18 protein-coding genes are annotated in these 16,652 nt (G+C 41.3%); 9 read left to right on the top strand and 9 right to left on the bottom strand.

The genetic code is table 11. The annotated features are described in order from the left end of the window. The first annotated feature begins 5 nt into the window (after positions 1–5). The 3 genes from AB3G73_RS06920 to AB3G73_RS06930 are packed head-to-tail and all read left to right on the top strand — an operon-like array spanning position 6 to position 1,662. Positions 6–719 carry a hypothetical protein gene (locus AB3G73_RS06920; protein ID WP_148367617.1) on the top strand — a complete coding sequence of 238 codons (714 nt, stop codon included), beginning with the start codon at positions 6–8 and terminating at the stop codon, positions 717–719. Positions 720–728: 9 nt separating this feature from the next. After that, on the top strand, positions 729–1,337 hold the full coding sequence (locus tag AB3G73_RS06925) for a MotA/TolQ/ExbB proton channel family protein (protein WP_148367616.1): 609 nt from the start codon (positions 729–731) through the stop codon (positions 1,335–1,337). After that, on the top strand, positions 1,324–1,662 hold the full coding sequence (locus AB3G73_RS06930) for a DUF2149 domain-containing protein (RefSeq protein ID WP_004300151.1): 339 nt from the start codon (positions 1,324–1,326) through the stop codon (positions 1,660–1,662). Before AB3G73_RS06925 ends, AB3G73_RS06930 begins: the two co-directional genes overlap by 14 nt. A 584-nt stretch (positions 1,663–2,246) precedes the next feature. On the opposite strand, the gene AB3G73_RS06935 is transcribed toward AB3G73_RS06930, so the two are convergent. The 3 genes from AB3G73_RS06935 to AB3G73_RS06945 are packed head-to-tail and all read right to left on the bottom strand — an operon-like array spanning position 2,247 to position 4,404. Then, entirely contained in the window at positions 2,247–2,915 is a 669-nt protein-coding gene (locus AB3G73_RS06935; RefSeq protein WP_004300153.1) for a bifunctional 4-hydroxy-2-oxoglutarate aldolase/2-dehydro-3-deoxy-phosphogluconate aldolase, read from the bottom strand. A 49-nt stretch (positions 2,916–2,964) separates the two neighbouring features. After that, positions 2,965–3,327 (bottom strand): four helix bundle protein, encoded by a 363-nt coding sequence (locus AB3G73_RS06940; RefSeq protein WP_148367614.1) that lies wholly within the window; start codon positions 3,325–3,327, stop codon positions 2,965–2,967. Between the two features lie 51 nt (positions 3,328–3,378). Further along, positions 3,379–4,404 (bottom strand): sugar kinase, encoded by a 1,026-nt coding sequence (locus AB3G73_RS06945; RefSeq protein ID WP_004313177.1) that lies wholly within the window; start codon positions 4,402–4,404, stop codon positions 3,379–3,381. A 253-nt stretch (positions 4,405–4,657) separates the two neighbouring features. Between AB3G73_RS06945 and AB3G73_RS06950 the strand changes: the two genes are divergently transcribed. After that, entirely contained in the window at positions 4,658–5,722 is a 1,065-nt protein-coding gene (locus tag AB3G73_RS06950; protein ID WP_008999680.1) for a LacI family DNA-binding transcriptional regulator, read from the top strand. A 30-nt stretch (positions 5,723–5,752) separates the two neighbouring features. Next, complete coding sequence (locus tag AB3G73_RS06955; RefSeq protein ID WP_367743986.1) at positions 5,753–7,243, top strand: UxaA family hydrolase; 1,491 nt, start codon at positions 5,753–5,755, stop codon at positions 7,241–7,243. Between the two features lie 116 nt (positions 7,244–7,359). Here the strand turns inward: AB3G73_RS06955 and AB3G73_RS06960 are convergent, their stop codons facing one another. Genes AB3G73_RS06960 through AB3G73_RS06975 form a run of 4 tightly spaced genes read right to left on the bottom strand, consistent with a single transcriptional unit; the run spans position 7,360 to position 11,786 of the window. Further along, the gene (locus tag AB3G73_RS06960; RefSeq protein WP_367743988.1) at positions 7,360–8,964 is read right to left on the bottom strand and encodes an MFS transporter; all 1,605 of its coding nucleotides are present in this window, start codon (positions 8,962–8,964) and stop codon (positions 7,360–7,362) included. Continuing rightward, positions 8,961–10,031 (bottom strand): HlyD family secretion protein, encoded by a 1,071-nt coding sequence (locus AB3G73_RS06965; protein WP_367743993.1) that lies wholly within the window; start codon positions 10,029–10,031, stop codon positions 8,961–8,963. The genes AB3G73_RS06960 and AB3G73_RS06965 overlap by 4 nt, the downstream gene beginning before the upstream one ends. 14 nt (positions 10,032–10,045) lie before the next feature. Continuing rightward, positions 10,046–11,365, bottom strand: coding sequence for a TolC family protein (locus AB3G73_RS06970; RefSeq protein ID WP_367743996.1), 1,320 nt, complete (start codon positions 11,363–11,365; stop codon positions 10,046–10,048). Further along, positions 11,346–11,786: a MarR family winged helix-turn-helix transcriptional regulator gene (locus tag AB3G73_RS06975; protein ID WP_148367610.1), complete on the bottom strand. Its 441-nt coding sequence runs from the start codon at positions 11,784–11,786 to the stop codon at positions 11,346–11,348. The genes AB3G73_RS06970 and AB3G73_RS06975 overlap by 20 nt, the downstream gene beginning before the upstream one ends. A 253-nt stretch (positions 11,787–12,039) precedes the next feature. Between AB3G73_RS06975 and AB3G73_RS06980 the strand changes: the two genes are divergently transcribed. The 3 genes from AB3G73_RS06980 to creD are packed head-to-tail and all read left to right on the top strand — an operon-like array spanning position 12,040 to position 14,315. After that, positions 12,040–12,639, top strand: a complete 600-nt coding sequence (locus AB3G73_RS06980; protein ID WP_367743999.1) for a hypothetical protein — start codon at positions 12,040–12,042, stop codon at positions 12,637–12,639. Continuing rightward, positions 12,640–12,936 (top strand): transcriptional regulator, encoded by a 297-nt coding sequence (locus tag AB3G73_RS06985; protein ID WP_148367609.1) that lies wholly within the window; start codon positions 12,640–12,642, stop codon positions 12,934–12,936. Positions 12,937–12,962: 26 nt separating this feature from the next. Beyond that, positions 12,963–14,315, top strand: a complete 1,353-nt coding sequence (creD, locus tag AB3G73_RS06990) for a cell envelope integrity protein CreD (RefSeq protein WP_367744002.1) — start codon at positions 12,963–12,965, stop codon at positions 14,313–14,315. A gap of 453 nt (positions 14,316–14,768) precedes the next feature. On the opposite strand, the gene AB3G73_RS06995 is transcribed toward creD, so the two are convergent. Both AB3G73_RS06995 and AB3G73_RS07000 read right to left on the bottom strand, forming a co-directional pair. Then, complete coding sequence (locus AB3G73_RS06995) at positions 14,769–15,212, bottom strand: GNAT family N-acetyltransferase (RefSeq protein ID WP_148367607.1); 444 nt, start codon at positions 15,210–15,212, stop codon at positions 14,769–14,771. A gap of 49 nt (positions 15,213–15,261) precedes the next feature. Continuing rightward, the gene (locus AB3G73_RS07000; RefSeq protein WP_148367606.1) at positions 15,262–15,618 is read right to left on the bottom strand and encodes a helix-turn-helix domain-containing protein; all 357 of its coding nucleotides are present in this window, start codon (positions 15,616–15,618) and stop codon (positions 15,262–15,264) included. Between the two features lie 166 nt (positions 15,619–15,784). On the opposite strand from AB3G73_RS07000, the gene AB3G73_RS07005 reads away from it, so the two are divergent. After that, entirely contained in the window at positions 15,785–16,312 is a 528-nt protein-coding gene (locus tag AB3G73_RS07005; protein WP_195649945.1) for a DJ-1/PfpI family protein, read from the top strand. Positions 16,313–16,652: the final 340 nt, after the last annotated feature.

Below are 16,652 nucleotides of genomic sequence, written 5' to 3' on the forward strand. Positions count from 1 at the left end.
GTAATATGGAGTTAATCATTCACATATTAATGCTGTTTATCGTGATTAACTGCAGTTTCAAACTCAGTTTCTGGAAACTTTGGCAAACCGTAATATACAGCCTGATTGCCGGTCTTTTTGTGGCCGGCACCTGGCAGTATGCTATTCTCCAGTCAAAGACACAGATTGCTGATTATCTGCAGAACACGGAAGCATTGCAAAACATGGCTATTATCATAACGCTTGAGTCAGCACTCTGCTTCGGCTATTGCGTGGCTTTCCTGCGCGGACTTTATGGCAAGAAAAATGTATGGTGGGCGGAATTACTTCGCTGGTATCCCAGCTTGTTGCTTTTCCCCGTATTATTCTACTATCTCACAGAAGCTATCTTCCGGTTACCTGGCGTAGACTTTTCAGTGACAGCCTGGTCACTAGCAGGGACAGTGGTTATCGCCATCCCATTGTTAAGCCGGTTGATGAAGTATCTTGTACCCGAAGACGATCTCCGGTTGGAAGTTCATTTCCTTGTCAGCTTATTCATCTGCATCCTCGGACTACTGACCACTGTCAATGGGAAAACGACCTATGCTGCCACCGAAGAGGCGCTCAACTGGAAAGCTATTATCTTATCCATCGGTCTGTTCGTTGTCCTGTTTCTTATCGGATTTGCCTGGAACAAACTGAAATGGCCTTTATTACAACGTAGAGAATTTAAAAAAAGAAGTAAAATCAATCAATAAAAAATATATATGGAACTCATTTCTAAATTATTATTCTGGGTAGCAAACAGTTTACTTATACCCGATATCATTATTTTGCTGTGCCTGTTCGTTCGCTCACTGATTTTGATCGGAGGCACCTACAACATGTACATGACCAAACGTAAAAATGACAAAGCACTGGACCAACTCATTAAAGATGCACGGATAGACGATTTGAAAGCAGCTTTACCCGACAAAGACAATTCACTATATATGGGCTATCTCCGCGACCTGCTCTACCATCCGGCCAGTGCAGATTACTCTGACTTCCTGATAACAAAATTCGAGAATGAAGCAGAGAAAGATGTGTCTCTTTCTAAAATGATGGCTAAGATAGGTCCGGTTCTCGGATTGATAGGAACATTGATTTCCATGAGTCCGGCACTTGTGGGACTTTCTACAGGAGACATCTCCGGAATGGCATATAATATGCAGGTAGTATTTGCGACGACTGTTGTGGGTTTGGTTATTAGTGCTGTAGGATTGATATCCATGCAGTTCAAACAACGTTGGTATGCCAAAGATGTCAACAACCTCGATTATGTATCAAGAGTATTAAACGAAACAACCGGAGAGTCCAATAATGAAAAGAAATAGAAGAGTCAGCAAATTCCTCAAAGAAGAGGATACCGACCCGCTAAGTGTAGTAGTAAACCTGTTCGACGTGGCGATGGTATTTGCCGTAGCATTGATGGTAGCAATGGTGATGCATATGAATATGACGGAAGTTTTCGGACAGGAAGATTTCACCATCGTGAAGAACCCTGGTAAGGAAAATATGGAAATCATCTCCAAGGAAGGAAAGAAAATCAATACTTACAAGCCTTCCGGTCAGAAAGAGGAGGATTCAGGAAAAAGAGGAAGAAAAGTGGGGATAGCCTACGAACTGGATAACGGTGAGATTATTTATGTTCCGGAATAACCATTAATAAGTATATTTCCTACCAATAATCAATAGTATCGGGCAGGACAATCCTATTCAGGCATTGTCTGCCCTTTATTTCTTTCATTTTACATTGATAACTATCAGAACAAAACATGGTTTCTTCTTTATCAAAACCCGACAAAAGACATGCATATTATCGCAGAAATCTACTAATCATCTGCCTGTTATTAGGCATCGTCCTCTTTACTTTCTGCTTTTTGTTTTGCCAGCACGACAGTCAGGATATGGACTGCGATTGCTTAAGATGCTTGTTAAGTGCTCCTCCCCAAGAGGGAGAGTATCTCTACAACCGTTATCTGCCCCTCATCAGTGTTCTATGCTTCTTATTAATATTCCTGCCCATTTATATATTCGAACATCGACAGCATATAAAAAGGAAATAAAAAAACAAGCCACCGAAATGAGTCACTCATTCCGATGGCCTATCCCCTTTAAACACCTTTAAACAAAATGAAAATATGCCTCATATACTAACTAAACTAACTAACCCTCGAGGCATATTTTAAAGAGGCTGTCGCATCAACCTCTTTTTATCATAGATAAGCTTTCGCTCTCTAATCTTATTTACGAGCTTCAGCGATATAACCGAGAGCTTCTTCACATTTGGCAGTTACATAAGCCCAGTCTTCTGCTGCCACCTTATCTTTCGGGAACAGTTTAGAGCCCATACCTACACAGAATACACCGGCTTTGATCCATGCAGTCAGGTTTTCCTTAGTAGGTTCTACCCCACCTGTTACCATCAGCTTAGACCATGGCATCGGAGCCATCAAGCCTTTTACAAAGTTAGTTCCATAAACATCACCCGGGAATACTTTGCAAAGATCGCAACCGACTTCCTGTGCAAAACCAACTTCCGATACAGAACCGCATCCCGGAGTGTAAGCAACCGAACGACGGTTACATACCTTAGCTATTTCAGGGTTGAACAACGGACCTACTACGAAGTTAGCACCCAGTTGCAAGTACATAGCAGCAGTAGCCGGATCAACGATAGAACCGATACCAATTGCCATTTCAGGACATTCTTTTGCTGCGAACTTAACGATTTCAGCAAATACTTCCTGTGCAAAGTCACCACGATTTGTGAATTCGAAAGCACGAACACCACCGTCATAACAAGCCTTTACTACTTTCTTTGCAACTTCTGCGTCTTTGTGATAGAATACAGGAACCATTCCTGTAGAGCCGATCTTATTTAATACGGCTATTTTATCGAATTTTGCCATCTTATTATTTACTATTTTATTATTTACAATTTACTATTTGATACTTTTGCTATTTATCATTTATCCTACTTTTCATAGTAGTTATTGAACTAACAATTATTTTTAAAAGCTCCTCATTTTCTTTATATAGGTCAGCCATCAATTCTGGTTTAACCAATTGAACTTCCATTAATAATTCCAGCCAATATAAAGTCTCATCCAGTTCTTCTTCCACCATCTTCAATTTATTAAGAAAATCCTTATCCGACTTTCCCAAACACGCTGCCCTATAATTTGCAGCAGGAGATGTACCCGAACGAATAATCTGATTGCCGATAGCTCTACCGGCAGGAGTATTGGGCAATTTATCTACCAATCTAATAATACGTATTGCTAATACCTTCAGCCTATTTTTAAGTTCAACCGTTGTCATCAGGCAAAAGTATTAAATAGTAAATAGTAAATTGTCCAATAGTAAATATCCTTATCTCTGTACGCGACCGCTTGCGTCACCACCAGCCAATGCTTCTACTTCTTCTATAGAAACAAGGTTGAAGTCACCATTGATAGTATGTTTCAAAGCAGATGCAGCAACTGCAAATTCAAGGGCAGCACCCTGATTAGGTTTAGTCATCAAACCATGGATAATACCACCGGAGAAAGAGTCGCCACCACCTACACGGTCGATAATCGGATCAATATCATAACGTTTTGAAGTATAGAACTCTTCACCGTTGTAGATCATAGCTTTCCAGCCGTTGTGAGTAGCAGAGAAAGATTCGCGCAAAGTAGAAACTACATATTTGAATCCGAATTCTTTCATCATTTGCTGGAAGATACCTTTGTAACCTTCAGCATCTGTGTGACCAGCTTCAACGTCAGCATCCGGTTTGAAGCCCAGGCAAAGTTCCGCATCTTCTTCGTTACCGATACATACGTCTACAAACTGCATCAACGGTTTCATGATAGACTGTGCTTTTTCTTTAGTCCACAGTTTCTTACGGAAATTCAAGTCAACAGAAACAGTTACACCGTGACGTTTTGCAGCTTCACAAGCCAGACGAGTCAACTCGGCAGCCTTGTCAGAAATAGCCGGAGTGATACCAGACCAGTGGAACCAGTCAGCACCTTCCATGATTGCATCAAAGTCGAAATCAGCAGCGTCAGCTTCAGCAATAGCAGAGTGAGCACGGTCATAAATAACCTTGCTAGGACGCATAGAAGCACCTGTTTCCAAGTAGTAGATACCTACACGGTCGCCACCACGAGCAATAAAGTCTGTCTTTACGCCATATTTACGCAATGCGTTAACAGCAGACTGTCCGATTTCGTGTTTCGGTAATTTGGTTACGAAATAAGCGTCATGTCCGTAGTTGGCACAGCTTACTGCAACGTTAGCTTCACCACCACCATATACTACATCAAAAGAATCAGATTGAACAAAACGAGTATTACCCGGAGTTGATAATCTAAGCATGATTTCGCCTAATGTAACGACTTTCTTTCCCATAATCTTATGTTTTAAATTCTAAGTTATTAATATTATGAACTTTCAATTTATCATTTCAGCCCTATTTTAGGGGTTAACACACTGACTACATGAGCATTAATCTATAAAACAACCAACATCACATACCTTTCGTGTGCGGGCACAAAGATACAACAATTTTCGTAATTACAAAAATTGTTATATATTTGTATCGAAAATATTAAGATTATTATTGTGTGCGAGCACAAAAACCTATATAAATAAAGGTTATCGTATGAATAAATTGCCCGAAAGGATCAGAATCAAAGACATCGCCCGTCTAGCAGATGTATCAGTGGGAACAGTAGACCGCGTTATTCACGGACGTAGTGGAGTATCAGAGGCCAGTAAAAAACGCGTAGAAGAAATTCTGAAGCAGCTTGACTACCAGCCCAATATGTACGCCAGCGCTCTGGCTTCCAACAAGAAATATACGTTTATCTGCCTTCTGCCGGAACATCTGGAAGGCGAATACTGGACGGCTGTAGAAATCGGTATTCACGAAGCGATTGCAACCTATTCGGATTTCAATACTTCGGTGAAAATCAACTATTACGATCCATACGATTATCATTCATTCGTCAACGCCAGCGAAGCCATCCTGGCCCTGCAGCCGGACGGAGTGATGGTAGCTCCTACCGCTCCGCAATATACGAAAGGATTCACCGATCAGTTGCAGGCACTGGATATACCTTATATATATATAGATTCCAACATTAAAGAGGTTCCTCCCCTCGCCTTCTTTGGTCAGAATTCACGTCAAAGCGGATATTTCGCTGCTCGAATGATGATGTTACTGGCACGGGAGGAAAAGGAAATTGTGATTTTCCGTAAAATACATGAAGGAATTGTAGGATCTAATCAGCAGGAGAACAGAGAAATCGGTTTTAGGCAGTACATGAAAGAACATCATCCGTCTTGTACTATACTGGAACTTGACTTGCATGCCGAACGCAACGACGAGGACAACGAGATGCTGGACGAATTCTTCCGTACCTATCCGATGGTTAAGAATGGAATCACTTTCAACTCTAAAGCCTACATCGTTGGCGAGTACCTGCAAAGCCGTGGAAAGAAAGACTTCAATCTGATAGGCTATGACCTTCTGGAACGGAATGTCACCTGCCTGAAAAAAGGAAGTATCTCCTTCCTCATCGCCCAGCAGCCGGAACTGCAAGGAGCCAATGGCATCAAAGCTCTATGCGATCATCTTATTTTCAAGAAAGAAGTGACTCGTATCAACTATATGCCCATTGATCTGTTAACAGTAGAGACAATAGACTATTACCATAGCAAATAACAACAAAGTACAACTTTACAAGTACATTACATGGAAACAAAGTATTTAAGAATTAATCCTGCCGACAACGTTGCCGTTGCCATTGTTAACCTCCCGGCAGGAGAGCATCTTTCTATAGATGGCATTGAGATTACATTGAACGAGGATATTCCTGCCGGACATAAATTCGCACTAAAGAATTTTGCGGAAGGTGAAAATGTAATCAAGTACGGTTACCCGATCGGACATGCACGAATGGCAAAGAAACAGGGTGACTGGATGAACGAAACGAACATCAAAACCAACCTTGCCGGATTGTTGGACTACACGTACAACCCGATTCAGGTTTCTTTGGATATTCCTCATAAAGATCTTACTTTCAAAGGTTACCGTCGCAAAAACGGTGATGTAGGTGTAAGAAACGAGATATGGATTATCCCGACTGTAGGTTGCGTAAACGGTATCATCGGACAACTGGCCGAGGGACTGCGTCGCGAAACCGAAGGTAAGGGAGTGGATGCCATTGTCGCTTTCCCACACAACTACGGTTGCTCGCAACTTGGTGACGACCATGAGAATACGAAAAAGATTCTTCGTGACATGGTGCTTCATCCCAATGCAGGCGCTGTATTGGCAGTAGGCTTGGGATGTGAGAATAACCAGCCGGATATATTCCGTGAATTCCTGGGCGAATTTGATGAAGACCGCGTCAAATTCATGGTTACCCAAAAGGTAGGCGACGAATATGAAGAAGGAATGGAAATCCTGCGTGATTTGTATGCAAAAGCCTCTAAAGACGAACGTACCGATGTGCCTTTGTCCGAACTTCGTGTGGGATTGAAGTGCGGTGGTTCTGACGGTTTTTCCGGCATTACGGCCAACCCATTGTTGGGTATGTTCTCCGATTTCCTGATTGCACAGGGAGGCACAAGCGTATTGACTGAAGTTCCGGAAATGTTCGGTGCAGAAACAATCCTGATGAACCGTTGTAAAAACGAGGAGCTGTTTGAACAGACTGTCCATCTGATTAATGACTTCAAAGAATACTTCCTGTCACACGGAGAGCCTGTCGGCGAAAATCCCTCTCCGGGCAACAAAGCCGGTGGTATCTCTACTCTGGAAGAAAAAGCACTGGGATGCACCCAAAAATGTGGAAAGAGTTATGTATCCGGCGTAATGCCTTACGGCGAACGTTTACAGAAAAAAGGACTCAACCTGCTTTCTGCTCCGGGCAATGACCTGGTTGCAGCCACTACTCTTGCAGCAAGTGGATGCCACATGGTACTTTTCACCACCGGACGCGGTACTCCTTTCGGCACTTTTGTTCCGACCATGAAGATTTCCACCAATTCAACCCTGGCTAAAAACAAACCGGGATGGATTGACTTCAACGCCGGTGTGATCGTAGAAAACGAACCGATGGAAAAGACTTGTGAACGCTTCATTGACTATATCATCAAAGTGGCAAGCGGTGAATTCGTAAACAACGAGAAGAAAGGCTATCGCGAAATTGCTATCTTTAAAACAGGGGTAACCTTGTAAACAGGTCGCTATCTGATACAACAAATATATCGAAGATAAAAGATACATTGTTAAAACAATAGAGTTGCTATCCCGTTCAACTTATCATTGAGTGAAGAATAGCAACTCTTTTTTTGTTATACCATATCATCGCCTGTTTTCTTAAACGTAACGCGGATTGTTTTATGGAAAGGAATAAAACGGGAAATCACAGCTATGACAACAGATATAACCAACAAATAACCCAGAATCTCTTTCAGTGCCAGCAACAGGCTTTGTTGTTGTAGCGTATTATATAAGGAGTTGGTTGCCAACTGCGCAGCCTCATCATACGGATGTCCCTGGGTCATCGCACTGTTCAGCGACTGGCTATAGCGTGCTGACGACAATGGATCAGCAGCAGTTACAGTCTCCGACAACGAATACATATATTTTTGTTGCAGCCGGTACAGTACATTACTATAAAAAGAAGTTGCCATGATAGGTGCCAACACGGAACGGAAAATAATCAGGAAGAAAGCATTCGACAACAAGTATTTCGGATTCAAGTCTTCCACGGCAAACAGGGCAAAAGCAATAATCAAAGTCAACATACCCAAACCGCGAAAGAAGATAGGCAGGTAGAGCATCTCATACGTACTATCCGGAGAAATGCCAAAATACAAAATGGCAAAGAAAATCACAAAGCAACTCATTCCTCCCGCTATCAGAAAACGAAAACGCCACCGTTGCCAGCGAAACCACCAAAAACAGATAAAGGCACCGACTACATATCCCGGAAGCAAATAAATATAAAGAGAATAGGTATGCGTAGTATCTACTTTCAGAATAACAGTTAGATAGTTAGTCAGCAAAGTGGTCGATGTACTGAAAAACATCACGAGCATCATATAAAAATAACCCACAATCGCTTTGGGCTGGAATAAAGGAGCCAGACTTACATAAGGATTCTCCGAATGGCTCTGATACCAGATGAACAGTGCAATCAGCATAGGTGCTATTACAATATAAATACATATCTTGCCGGAAGCCATCCAATCGAGCACTTTTCCATAATTGATAACGTACATCAACATCAGCAACCCGGCTGAAATAACAAACATCTCACGGATATGCAGATCAGACCATGCGACAACTTTGTTGGGACGGTTGTGCCGGAAACAGATGATAACAAACAGAATGGAAATCAAGATCAATACCATCATAAAGTAGTACATATACTTCCAGTTATAATGATACGCCAGTAAAGCCGTTACCAGCATCGAAACTTGTCCCCCACCGTAAACCAACGGATAAAAATAAGAATAGAACTCGCTACGCACATTCTTCGGACTGAAAATCTTCTGGGCATAACGAATAAACCACAACATGAGAAACCCTTTCAGGAAACCGACAGCAAAACTACAGACAATCAAAATATCCGCGTTTTGCGTACGTGCACAAACCCAACTCAAGAAGAATTGCAGTACTAAATCAATCAATAACAGAGATTTCACGGAAAAGGCTGCCAACACCTTAGGAATAATCGGGTATGCGATAGCCATACCCGCCGAAGCAGCGTAATACCCCATCGTAATATCTTCCGAATTAGTACCCAGCGTGTTCGACACTTCCAGCATACTGCCTGTATACGAGCCATTGAGCATAGTGACCGGAAGAATCACGATGAAAATGCTGATAAGCCCAAGCCAATCGGGCACCCATTGGCGAACAGGTGCCTCCAATTCCTTCATGGTAATCATTTGCGTAAAGCTTCTGTTTCCACCATCATCCCAGCTCTCAACTGTGCCATTTCTTCCGGAGAAACATCTTCCAAGTCGATACGCACAGGGATTCGCTGCTGCACCTTTACAAAATTGCCGGCCGAATTATCTGTAGGAACCAAGGAATATTTAGACCCGGTTGCCTCGGAAATTGCAGTGACTTCCCCGTGAAAAATCTTTCCGGGCACTGCATCTACTTTAATACGTACCTGCTGCCCAATATGAATATTAGCAATCTGCGTTTCTTTATAATTAGCGGTAATCCACTTATCCTTATTGCGCACCAGATAAGAAATAGTCTGTCCGGTCTGTACATATTGACCGGATTCAAGCGTACGCCTGCCCATATATCCATCATAAGGAGCAGCGAGAACCGTATAAGACAGATTCAGCTTAGCCAAATCCAAGTCTGCTTCTTTACGCAAAATGGCAGCCTCTGTGCCAGTTGTTTTCTTACTTGTTTCCGCATATTGCGATAATGCCGCCTGTCTCTGTGCAACCAATGCCTGATAACGTGCCTTTGCTGCCTCATAAGCAGCTTTCGCTTGCTCATACTGCTGTTCCGGAACAGATTCTTCTTTCAACAAACGTTCAAAACGATGATAATCCTGTTCTAATTGCCAGAGTTTCGCTTTCGCTTCGGCGATGTTGGCATCCTGCACGGCAATATTCGTATGGGAAGTTTCAATACCCGAGTGAAGAACATCCTGCGAGCCATGTGCATCCAACAATGCAGCTTCCGCTTCCTTTACCTTAATCTGATATTCACGATTGTCAAGCACCAGCAGAGTATCTCCCTGATGGACATATTGATGTTCCTTAAAACGAACCTCCTTGATATAACCCGAAGCCCGGACATTCAAAGGAGCTACATATTGATCTACAAAAGCATCATTAGTCACTTCGTAATTCACATAACGCCAGAAGTAATTAGCAGTCCACCAAAGTCCGGAGACAGCCAAACAGACACATACTAAATTTAAAACGATATTACGAACTCTTACTTTTTTCAGTTTCCTCTGTTTTTCTTTCCATTCAATTGCCATATCTGTTCTGTTTATTAAAGACGTCCACTAGCCTTCTGAAGTTGATAATAAGTATAAATCACACGAGTGCGTGCAGTGACCAGCTGCAATTCCACATTCAAACGGACGGAATTCGCATCAAGCAAATCAGTCAGGATAGCCAGTTGATTCAAATAACGATTCTGCATAATACGGTAATTCTCTTCCGCTTGCCGGACAGACAGTTTTAGAGCCTCTACCCTCTGCAATGCTTCCCTGTGGCGTAGAAATGCAGAACGTACATCCATGCGGATTCCCTGCATTTTCTGTTCTTCTTCATTCTTCCGCAAAGACACCATCAGTTTGCTCTCTTTTACTTTATGATTGTTCTTGTACAGTGAGGATAAAGGATAGGAAACCGATACGCCCACATTCCAGTTATTGTTATACATATCCGCCAATGTGCGTGAAACGGGACGTGCCAATGTATTCGATGCATACAGTGACACACTGGGAAGAGAAAAGGATTGGGCAGAACGGATTTCATTCCTTGCCAATTCTGTCTGTGCGCGAAGCAGCCTCATCGCCGGATCATTCTCATACGCCTGAACAATATAGTCATCATAGGACTGCAAAGCAACTGCCTGATAGAGAATGGTTGTATCCGGTTGTAATAACAAGTTCTCATCCTGCCCCAACAAGATATTGAGTTGCTGCGATACAAGCGCAATGCTATTTTCCGCTTCCTCCAAAGACAGGCGGTCATTAGTCAACTGCATTTCGCTCCGTAATACATCATTATTGGTTATCAGCCCCTCTTTTTTCATCCGTCGGATATCGCGTAACCGGAGTTCCGACTCCTCAATATTCCGCATCAATATTTCATGCTGCTTGAATAGACTAAACAGGTTCATATACTGATTGAGTAACCGTAACTTTATTTCTGCCTCATCAGTTAACGTTTGTAGTTCGGCAACTTGTTTTTCTATATCCGCCTTATGAATAGCACTTCGGATTTTACCACCCTGATAGAGAGGCTGTGCCAGATCAATCGCATAATTTTGTGACCAGTCCGGTGCTTCCGGATATGAAGGATCGGATAATCCCCGTTCCCAAACAACAGGCTGCCCTACAAATCCCCCTTTCAGCCCGATCTGCAGTTCCGGTAACTGCGCAGACCGTGCGGTCCGTATCCGCTCCTGTGCCATGGATTCTTTCATTACATCCGCCTGAAGTTGCAGACTATGCCGTACTCCCCGTTCAAAAAGCTGATCGATAGTGAGAAACAAAGAATCTGTTTGTGCATTTATGGATTGAGTAGCCAAAAACAGGCAAGATAAAACAGCCCCATACTTCTTATACATTTTCAAGTACATCGTATACACTCTTTAATTCAGACAACATAGTCTCAATGCTTTCTATACCAATAATCTTTTCTGCGTATACATAGACCTGATCGAGAATCGGACGAATCTGTTCTTTAAATTCTTCCCCTTCGGGGGTCAGGAACACCAGTTTATTACGACGGTCGGCAGGATCTTCTCTCCGGTAAACATACCCTTTCTTTTCCAGATTATTCATCAAATTGGTGAGACATGCCTTATCTTTTGCTATGCGTTCCGCCAATATCTGCTGACTAATTCCCTGCTCATGCCATAAGCTACTCAATACCTGAAGCATCTCAAACGTAATACCCGCATTATTTTTTCTCAATGTCCGTTGCATAGACCGGCGGAAAGCCATACGGGTACGAACAATCTGCAACATGAGTTCTCTAAACTCTGCTCCTTCTCTCATTTTCTATACTCTTTTTACTTGTTTCGTTTCGGCGGCAAAGTTAGGTATTTCCCCTGAATTAGTCAAACGTTTGACTAATTTCATTTTCAAACTATCTTTATATAATTCCCGATTATCCGTTCATTTATCCATTAAACAACTATATATTAACGTTTTATCATACCATTCAAATCTTTATCATCAAAATATTCAGGCGAAAAGTTTGTTCATCTGAAATCTTTTATTTTACTTTGCATCACAAAGTACTTTTTATATGAATAAAGATAAAGCATTAGAATCGGTAAATGAGATAAAAGAGTTGATGGAAAAGTCCTCCAAGTTTATCTCTCTCAGTGGTCTCGCTGCAATCATGGCGGGCATTTACGCATTAGCTGGCGCATACATCGCCACACAAGTTATTACACCGGGCACACATTTAATTGTTGCTCTCGAACTGATGGCTATCATAGCCTCGCTCGTATTGGTAGCAGCTGCGGTCACCGCCTGCATCCTGTCCTATTATAAATCCAAGAAGACAGGACAGAAATTTTTCAGCCGCCTCACCTACCGGGCATTGTGGAACTTTTCTCTTCCGATGCTGACCGGAGGTGTTTTATGTATTTCCATCATAATGCATGAGTATTATGACATTCTGGCCTCCGTCATGCTTTTATTTTACGGACTGGCACTGGTCAACGTATCCAAGTTTACTTACTCCAGCATCGTATGGTTAGGATATGCTTTCATTTGCCTGGGCGTCGCAGATTGTTTTTGGGAAGGTCATTCACTGCTGTTCTGGACCATCGGTTTCAGCGGTTTCCATATTCTTTATGGCATATTGTTCTATTTACACTACGAAAGAAAGAGATCATAAATGATAGAAGCATTCCAATATATTAATAAAGCATTCGAAAGCAAGGTCCGGCTCGGTATCATGGCTGTTCTGATGGTAAATGAGGAAGCTGACTTCAATTTTCTGAAAGAGCAGCTCTCTCTGACAGACGGCAATCTTGCCAGCCACACCCGTGCCCTGGAAGAACTGGGATATATCGTATGCAACAAAAGTTTTGTCGGACGAAAGCCACGAACTGTTTTTCAAGCAACCCCGCAAGGCAGAGAAGCTTTCAAATCTCATATTGAAGCCTTAGAGAAATTTCTAAAATCAAAATAAATAATTCATCAAAACACTACTGACTTATGGACGGTTTCAATGAAAATTCAAATGAGCAACAGGCGCAGCAACCTATGGGATGTCTCCACCGTTTCTCCAAAACAATCAAGGTTGTCATCATCGGATTATTAATTCTTCTCCTGATGATACCGATGTTCATGATTGAAAATCTTATTTCCGAACGGGGACGAACCCAGGAAGAAGCTATCGACGAGGTAAGTGAAAAATGGAGTCTGGCACAGACCATTACAGGCCCCTACCTGAATCTCCAGTATCCGGTCGTCACTGAAAATAAGGACGAGAAGAAGGTTTCTATGAAAGACCTGATACTTTTTCCCGACGAGCTTATGGTCAGCGGGCAACTAAAGACTGAAATTCTGAAAAGAAGTATCTACGAGGTCAATGTATATCAATCGGAACTGACACTGAAAGGCTCATTCAGTTCGGAAGAACTGCAGAAGAGCAGAATAGATATGGAACAGTTGCAATTTGACAGGGCGGCTATTTGTCTGAATCTGACCGATATGCGGGGTATCAGCGAGCAAATCAGCATCACTCTGGGAGATTCTGTTTATATATTCGAACCGGGTATGGACAACAGAGGAATAGATAACACCGGAGTTCATGCGATCGCAAACTTATCGGAGTTGAAACAGAATAAAAAACTGCCTTATGAAATAAAAATCAAACTGAAAGGTTCGCAGTCACTCAACTTTATTCCATTGGGTAAAACAACCCGTGTAGATCTGAAAGCCAACTGGAATACGCCTAGCTTCACCGGTAACTATCTGCCCAATAACCGCAACATTACGGAGAAAGAATTCTCCGCACAATGGCAGGTTTTAAATTTGAACCGGAATTACTCACAGGTGATGGTTGACTACAACCACTCGAACATCAAGGACATTGAGAACTCCAGTTTCGGTGTTAACTTCAAAATCCCGGTGGAACAGTATCAACAGTCCATGCGTTCTGCAAAATATGCAATCCTGATTATCTTACTGACTTTCGGAGTGATTTTCTTCACCGAAATTATGAATAAGACCCGTATTCATGCCTTGCAGTATTTATTGGTAGGACTGGCACTCTGTCTATTTTACAGTTTGCTCCTCTCCTTCTCCGAACACATCGGATTCAATCCCGCCTATTTATTATCTTCTGCACTAACTATTATATTGGTGGGCGGATATATGTTCGGAATCACCAGGAAAAAGAAACCGTCATTAATCATGTCCGGATTGTTGGCTATACTCTATATTTATATATTTGTTCTTATTCAGCTAGAGACTTTCGCATTATTGGCAGGCAGCTTAGGACTGTTTATTATACTGGCAATAGTGATGTATTTCTCAAAGAAAATAGACTGGTTCAATGAATAACCGGCTTTTCTTCAGAAACACTTGACAAACGGTTTTTTATTTTGTATCTTTGAGAAAACAGAATCTATAAACGATATGAATATAATAAGAAAAATAGATACATAACAAGCTTTCAAACTGATCTAATTTAGGATTAGCAAAGATATATCATAGGGCAATGATTTGACGATCATTGCCCTATTTTGTTTATATTTATACACTTTTCTTTTTGTATAATCTTCCCAAACGCCCAAAATAGTTTTTAATAAACTCTGATACCGTTTATAATAAACTACCCAAAAGTTTATTATAAACAGAAATCGCGTTTATTAAGAATATCTTCTTCAAATGTAAAAATAGAGAAATGCACTTTCATACAATCAAAGGATATAAATAGCCTGTTTGCTCATGCAGTAACATAAACGAACAAAACTCTTTATTTCATCCAAATGATTGAGTTTCCATCACTACACGCTAAAAAGTTTTCTTCAAATAAATCATATCCACCAGTTGCTCGCCATCCTCATAGATCAGATGGTCATAGTTGTCAGTAAAAAAATTCTTTATCCGGTGAGAAACAGTGAAACCACAGTGTTCATAGAAAGATCTGGAAGAAGGCACATCGCCTGTACCCACCAACATTTCAGAACACTTTCCCCGATAATATTCAAATAAGAATTCGATTAAACGTTTTCCGTACCCCTGCCGTTGAAAGAAAGGAACGGTAGCAATATTCTTGATTTCATAAATACCTTCCCCTTCACGAGTCACTACACAAAGAGCTTTCAATCCGTTATCATAAAGAACAAACATATCGCCGCGCTCCAAATACCGGTCAATCATACTTTCTTGTTCATCAGCCAGAAGTAATAAATCGAGGAATTCCTTTTTATCCGAAGCTACTAACTTTATCTCCATATTTTAAAATATTGAATTCTACCTTATTCATTTCTACCATTGTCATTTATTAATGCTGCTGATTCATTTGCCTATGATCCAAAATGGTATCCATATTCTCCAAGGCCCATCCTACCAGCCCTTCAATATGAGGGATCAAAGTGCCACCCGTATCTGTCAGGCAATACTCCACACGGGGAGGCACTTCGGCGTACACTTTCCGTTCCACCAATCCGTCTGATTCTAAAGTACGTAGGGTAACGGTCAACATTCTTTGAGAAACATCTTCTATCGTTTTATGAATATCACTAAAACGCATCGTGCCATTGGCATTCAATGTAATAAGTACCAGCATCGACCACTTGTCTCCCAAGCGGCTAAGCACATCTCTTACCGGACAATTTCCTGTCGGATGAAAGTTTTTCATTCTTTAACGTTTTGTATTTTATTGAAATTCAGCAATAGTTACCTTCATGTAACTTCCTTATTTTCAAGTACGTTCTTGCATTTTTCAAACAAGAAAGATACATTTGCATCACAAAAGTAATAAACTTACTAATAATAACTATTGTTTCATTTAAATAATTATGATTATGGCAAAGAAAGTTGCAGTTTTAGCAGTGAATCCGGTAAATGGTTGTGGACTATTCCAATATTTGGAAGCATTTTTCGAAAATGGTATTTCATATAAAGTATTTGCCGTATCGGATACGAAGGATATTAAAACAAATTCGGGAATCAGCCTGACAGTAGATGACGTGATCGCTAATTTGAAAGGACACGAAGATGAATTCGATGCACTCGTTTTCTCATGTGGCGATGCAGTGCCTGTATTTCAGCAGAATGCCGATAAGCCCTATAATGTAGATTTGATGCAAGTCATTAAAACTTTCGGAGATAAAGGGAAAATGATGATCGGACATTGCGCCGGCGCAATGATGTTTGACTTTACAGGTATAACCAAAGGGAAAAAACTAGCAGTTCACCCATTAGCCAAACCAGCCATTCAAAACGGAACAGCTACTGATGAGAAATCAGAGATAGATGGTAACTTTTTCACTGCTCAAGATGAAAACACCATTTGGACAATGATGCCGCAGGTAATCGAAGCACTAAAATAATGTTCGCAGCGCAGATATGAAACAATAAATATAAACATTATTATATCAATCTACGCATCTAAAGATGAAAAAGCACGTTCCTTTAAAAGGAATGGTGTGTTTCTCGGTGTGCAACGGGTCGTTCCTTTTAAAGGAACGACCCGTTGGTTTTAAAGGAAAAACGCACATTTATTACGCATTAATAATCAATCACTTACAGATTCGAAAAATTCAAATACCGACTAACTCCCCCCAACAGCGTTTAATTCAACAAATCCGTACAAGTTCACCTATTTATTTCTTAAAAGATCGTTGTTAGTTAACTAAAATCCAAGGGAAATATCATTCATTACATTCTCTT

The sequence above is a fragment of the Bacteroides sp. L008 genome, from assembly GCF_040812255.1.
GTDB lineage: Bacteria > Bacteroidota > Bacteroidia > Bacteroidales > Bacteroidaceae > Bacteroides > Bacteroides vicugnae.

What these genes read in the sequence shown, in the direction of transcription:
- AB3G73_RS06920 (WP_148367617.1), top strand. Translation starts at nt 6, where the DNA reads ATGGAGTTAATCATTCACATATTAATGCTGTTTATCGTGATTAACTGC.
- AB3G73_RS06925 (WP_148367616.1), top strand. Translation starts at nt 729, where the DNA reads ATGGAACTCATTTCTAAATTATTATTCTGGGTAGCAAACAGTTTACTT.
- AB3G73_RS06930 (WP_004300151.1), top strand. Translation starts at nt 1,324, where the DNA reads ATGAAAAGAAATAGAAGAGTCAGCAAATTCCTCAAAGAAGAGGATACC.
- AB3G73_RS06935 (WP_004300153.1), bottom strand. Translation starts at nt 2,915, where the DNA reads ATGGCAAAATTCGATAAAATAGCCGTATTAAATAAGATCGGCTCTACA.
- AB3G73_RS06940 (WP_148367614.1), bottom strand. Translation starts at nt 3,327, where the DNA reads ATGACAACGGTTGAACTTAAAAATAGGCTGAAGGTATTAGCAATACGT.
- AB3G73_RS06945 (WP_004313177.1), bottom strand. Translation starts at nt 4,404, where the DNA reads ATGGGAAAGAAAGTCGTTACATTAGGCGAAATCATGCTTAGATTATCA.
- AB3G73_RS06950 (WP_008999680.1), top strand. Translation starts at nt 4,658, where the DNA reads ATGAATAAATTGCCCGAAAGGATCAGAATCAAAGACATCGCCCGTCTA.
- AB3G73_RS06955 (WP_367743986.1), top strand. Translation starts at nt 5,753, where the DNA reads ATGGAAACAAAGTATTTAAGAATTAATCCTGCCGACAACGTTGCCGTT.
- AB3G73_RS06960 (WP_367743988.1), bottom strand. Translation starts at nt 8,964, where the DNA reads ATGATTACCATGAAGGAATTGGAGGCACCTGTTCGCCAATGGGTGCCC.
- AB3G73_RS06965 (WP_367743993.1), bottom strand. Translation starts at nt 10,031, where the DNA reads ATGGCAATTGAATGGAAAGAAAAACAGAGGAAACTGAAAAAAGTAAGA.
- AB3G73_RS06970 (WP_367743996.1), bottom strand. Translation starts at nt 11,365, where the DNA reads ATGTACTTGAAAATGTATAAGAAGTATGGGGCTGTTTTATCTTGCCTG.
- AB3G73_RS06975 (WP_148367610.1), bottom strand. Translation starts at nt 11,786, where the DNA reads ATGAGAGAAGGAGCAGAGTTTAGAGAACTCATGTTGCAGATTGTTCGT.
- AB3G73_RS06980 (WP_367743999.1), top strand. Translation starts at nt 12,040, where the DNA reads ATGAATAAAGATAAAGCATTAGAATCGGTAAATGAGATAAAAGAGTTG.
- AB3G73_RS06985 (WP_148367609.1), top strand. Translation starts at nt 12,640, where the DNA reads ATGATAGAAGCATTCCAATATATTAATAAAGCATTCGAAAGCAAGGTC.
- creD (WP_367744002.1), top strand. Translation starts at nt 12,963, where the DNA reads ATGGACGGTTTCAATGAAAATTCAAATGAGCAACAGGCGCAGCAACCT.
- AB3G73_RS06995 (WP_148367607.1), bottom strand. Translation starts at nt 15,212, where the DNA reads ATGGAGATAAAGTTAGTAGCTTCGGATAAAAAGGAATTCCTCGATTTA.
- AB3G73_RS07000 (WP_148367606.1), bottom strand. Translation starts at nt 15,618, where the DNA reads ATGAAAAACTTTCATCCGACAGGAAATTGTCCGGTAAGAGATGTGCTT.
- AB3G73_RS07005 (WP_195649945.1), top strand. Translation starts at nt 15,785, where the DNA reads ATGGCAAAGAAAGTTGCAGTTTTAGCAGTGAATCCGGTAAATGGTTGT.